This is a genomic window from Trueperaceae bacterium (assembly GCA_031581195.1).
Lineage (GTDB): Bacteria > Deinococcota > Deinococci > Deinococcales > Trueperaceae > SLSQ01.
In genome coordinates this window covers 1-3,659 of sequence record JAVLCF010000021.1, presented here as the reverse complement: position 1 = coordinate 3,659, position 3,659 = coordinate 1, and the positions used below count along the sequence as shown (strand labels likewise).

The window sequence follows — 3,659 nt, the reverse complement described above, 5'->3', positions numbered from 1 at the left end:
CGCCGCCCCGGACCCACGAGGTCCGGGGCGGCGGAAGCGCTCAGGCCTCGACCGGGGCGCCCTCCGGGGCGCCCTCCGGGGCGTCCTCCGGGGCGGCGTCGGCGCGCGTCGACGCCGCGTCGTCGAGGGCGGCGTGCGCCGCGGCGAGGCGGGCGATGGGGACCCGGAAGGGGCTGCAGCTGACGTAGCTGAGGCCGGTCCGGTGGCAGAACGCGACGGTGGCGGGGTCGCCGCCGTGCTCGCCGCAGATGCCGACCTCGAGGTCGGGCCGGACGGCGCGGCCGGCCTCGGTCGCGTGGCGCACCAGGTACCCGACGCCGGCTTCGTCGATCGTCGTGAACGGGTTGTCGTCGAGGAGGCCCTGCTCGAGGTACGTCAGCAGGAAGCCCTTCTCCGCGTCGTCGCGACTGATGCCGAACGTCGTTTGGGTGAGGTCGTTCGTGCCGAAACTGAAGAACTCGGCGACCTCGGCGAGCTCCCCGGCGGTCAGCGCGGCGCGCGGCACCTCGATCATCGTCCCGAAGCGGTAGGCCACCTCGTGCTCGCGTTCGCTCATGACCGCCTTCGCTTCGGCCTCGAGGGTGGCCATCTGCCGGGTGAGTTCACGGACGTGGCTGGTGAGCGGGATCATGATCTCCGGGTCGACCGCAACGCCCTCCGCCGCGACGTCGCAGGCCGCCTCGAAGATCGCGCGGACCTGCATCGTCACGAGCTCCGGCATGAGGATCCCGAGCCGCACGCCGCGCGTCCCCAGCATGGGGTTGGCCTCGTGCAGCTCCTCGACCCGCACGAGTTGGTCCTGCTTGAGGCGGAGCGCCTCGAGGAGGGCGTCGACGCCGGCGAGGTCGCGCTGGTGCTGCAGCTGGACCTTGAGGTCGGCCAGCTCGCGCGTCAGGTCGGTGCGGTCGGGCAGGAACTCGTGCAGCGGCGGATCGAGGAGGCGAATCACGACGGGGAGGCCGTCCATCGCGCGGAACAACCCCGCGAAGTCCTCGCGTTGGTAGGGCAGCAGCGCGTCGAGCGCTTCGGCGCGCTCGCTGGCGCTCCGCGCGAGGATCATGCGTTGCACGACCCCGATCCGCTCGGTCTCGAAGAACATGTGTTCGGTGCGGACCAACCCGAGGCCCTCCGCGCCGTACGTGCGGGCCTTCGCCGCGTCCTCGGGGTAGTCGGCGTTCGCGCGCACGCCCAGCGTCCGGACGTCGTCCGCCCAGCCGAGCAGCGTCGCCAGGTACGGGTTGTCGAGGTCGGGCACGACCGTGTCCAACGCCCCCTCGAACACCTCCCCGAGCGTCCCGTCGAGGCTGATGGGGTCGCCCTCCTCGAGTGCGTGCTCGCCGACGCGGAGGGTGCGCCCCTCGAGGTCGATCTCGAGGTCGGCGACGCCGACCACCGCGGGTTTGCCGAACTGCCGCGCGACGAGCGCGGCGTGGCTGGTGCGCCCCCCGCGGCTGGTGAGGATCCCCTGCGCGGCCAGCATGCCGTGCACGTCGTCGGGTTTCGTTTCGGGCCGCACCATGACGACCGCGCGGCCCTCCTTCGCCCAGCGTTCGGCGGTGTCGGCGTCGAAGGCGACGTCCCCGACCGCCGCGCCGGGACTGACGTTCAGGCCGGTCGCGAGCTTCGTGGCGCGCTCCCGGGCGTCGGTCGTGAACTGCGGGTGCAGGAAGACGTCCACCTGGTCGGGCGACACCCGCCGGACCGCTTCGCCGCGCGTGATGAGGCCCTCCTCGGCCATGTCGACGGCGATGCGGACCTCGGCCTGCGCGGTGCGTTTGCCGTCGCGGGTCTGCAGGATCCACAGCGTGCCGTGCTCGATGGTGAACTCCATGTCCTGCATGTTGCGGTAGTGCCGCTCGAGCCGGTCGGCGATCCCGCGGAACGCCTCGTAGACGTCGGGCATGTCGCGCTGCATGTCGTCGAGGCTCTGCGTCGCGCGGATGCCGGCGACGACGTCCTCCCCCTGCGCGTTGACGAGGAAGTCCCCCTCGAGGGTCGGTTCGCCCGTCGTCGCGTCGCGGCTCATCGCGACGCCGGTCGCGCAGTCGGGCCCCATGTTGCCGAACACCATCGTTTGGATGTTCACCGCCGTGCCGAGGTCGTGCGCGATGCCGGACGCCTCGCGGTAGTCCCGGGCGCGCTTGCCGTTCCAGGAGGCGAACACCGCCTCGGTCGCGAGGCGCAACTGCTCGTAGGGGTCCTCGGGGAACGGCGCACCGGTGTACGTCCGGACGATCTCCTTGAACGTCGCGGTGACCTCGCGCCAGTCGTCGGCGCGGAGGTCGGCGTCGACGCGCGCGCCGACCGCGTTGCGCGTCGCGGTGATGACCGCCTCGAACACCTCGTCGGGGACGCCCAGGACCACCGAGCCGAACATCTGCACCAGCCGCCGGTAGGCGTCCCACACGAACCGCTCGTCGGCGGTCAAGGCCTCCAGGCCGGCGGCGACGTCGTCGTTGAGGCCGAGGTTGAGGATGGTGTCCATCATCCCCGGCATGCTGAACTTCGCGCCGCTCCGGCAGGAGATCAACAGCGGCTTCGCGGGGTCGCCGAATCGCTTGCCGGTCGCCTCCTCGACCGCTGCGAGCGCCTCCAGCTCCTGCTCCCAGAGGCCGGCGGGGAAGGCGTTGCCCTCGGCCAGGTAGGCGTTGCACGCCTCGGTGGTGACGGTGAAGCCGGGGGGGACGGGCACGCCGAGGCGCGTCATGTCCCCCAGGTTGGCGCCCTTGCCGCCCAGCAGGGCGCGGGTCGCCTCCCAACTCCCGGCCTGGGCTTCGGCGTCGGCGACGTCGCGGAACGGGTAGACCCAGCGGTCGGCCATGGTGCGCACTCCCCTCGCGGGACCGCGGGGGTCCCGCCTGCGCGAGGCGGACGGGCGGAGCCCGGTTTCGGGGACGGCGCCGCGTCGCGCGCGCGCGACGTCGCCCCGGGCCGTCGGGTGGGTGCCCCGACGCTTGCGCGCCCGACCGGGTCGCGTCGAGGGCCAGACGTCCCCCGCGGGGGTTGACGGATCCCTGACGCGCGGACGGCGCGTTCGTGGCATCGTGCCGCGTCGTGTGCGCGCCGCGTCCCCGTTCGTCACGCCCCACCCCGCCCACGCCGGCCCGGGGGGTCCGCCCGTGAGCGTCCTGCGCCGCGAGCTGGGGCTCGTCGGGGCGGTCGGGCTGGGGCTCGGGTCGATCCTCGGGACCGGCGTGTTCGTCGCCCTGGCGATCGCCGCCGGCCCGGCGGGGCCGGCGTTGCCGGCGGCGGTCCTGATCGCGGCGGGCGTCGCGACCCTGAACGGCCTCTCGAGCGCCCAGTTGGCGGCGGTGCATCCGGTGGCGGGGGGGACGTACGCCTACGGGCGCCGCTTCCTCGCGCCGTGGGCGGGGTTCCTGGCCGGCGTCGCGTTCCTCGCGGCGAAGGGCGCGTCCGCCGCGACGGCGGCGCTCGGGGTGGCGGGCTACCTGCTGCAGGCGGCCGGCGCCCCCGCCGGCCTGCAGGTCCCGCTGGCGCTCGCCGCCGTCGCCGGCGTCACCGCGGCGGTGCTGGGGGGCGTGCGCCGCAGCAGCGCCGCGAACCTCGCGTTGCTGGCCGTGACGCTGGCCGCCCTCGTCGCGTTCGTCGCGGTGGGGGTCGGCGCCCTCGCCGGCGGGGCGGTCGCCCCGCCCGCCGCC

The 3,659-nt window shown here is 74.3% G+C and carries 2 protein-coding genes; one reads left to right on the top strand and one right to left on the bottom strand.

All coding sequences use genetic code 11. The features are described 5' to 3' along the window. Positions 1 to 40: 40 nt before the first annotated feature. A complete protein-coding gene (gene ppdK / locus RI554_03255; protein MDR9391026.1) occupies positions 41 to 2,821 on the bottom strand; it encodes a pyruvate, phosphate dikinase in 2,781 nt (926 codons plus the stop codon). 298 nt (positions 2,822 to 3,119) lie between these two features. On the opposite strand from ppdK, the gene RI554_03250 reads away from it, so the two are divergent. Beyond that, positions 3,120 to 3,659 (top strand): amino acid permease (locus RI554_03250; protein ID MDR9391025.1); only part of this gene is annotated, 540 nt, incomplete at its 3' end.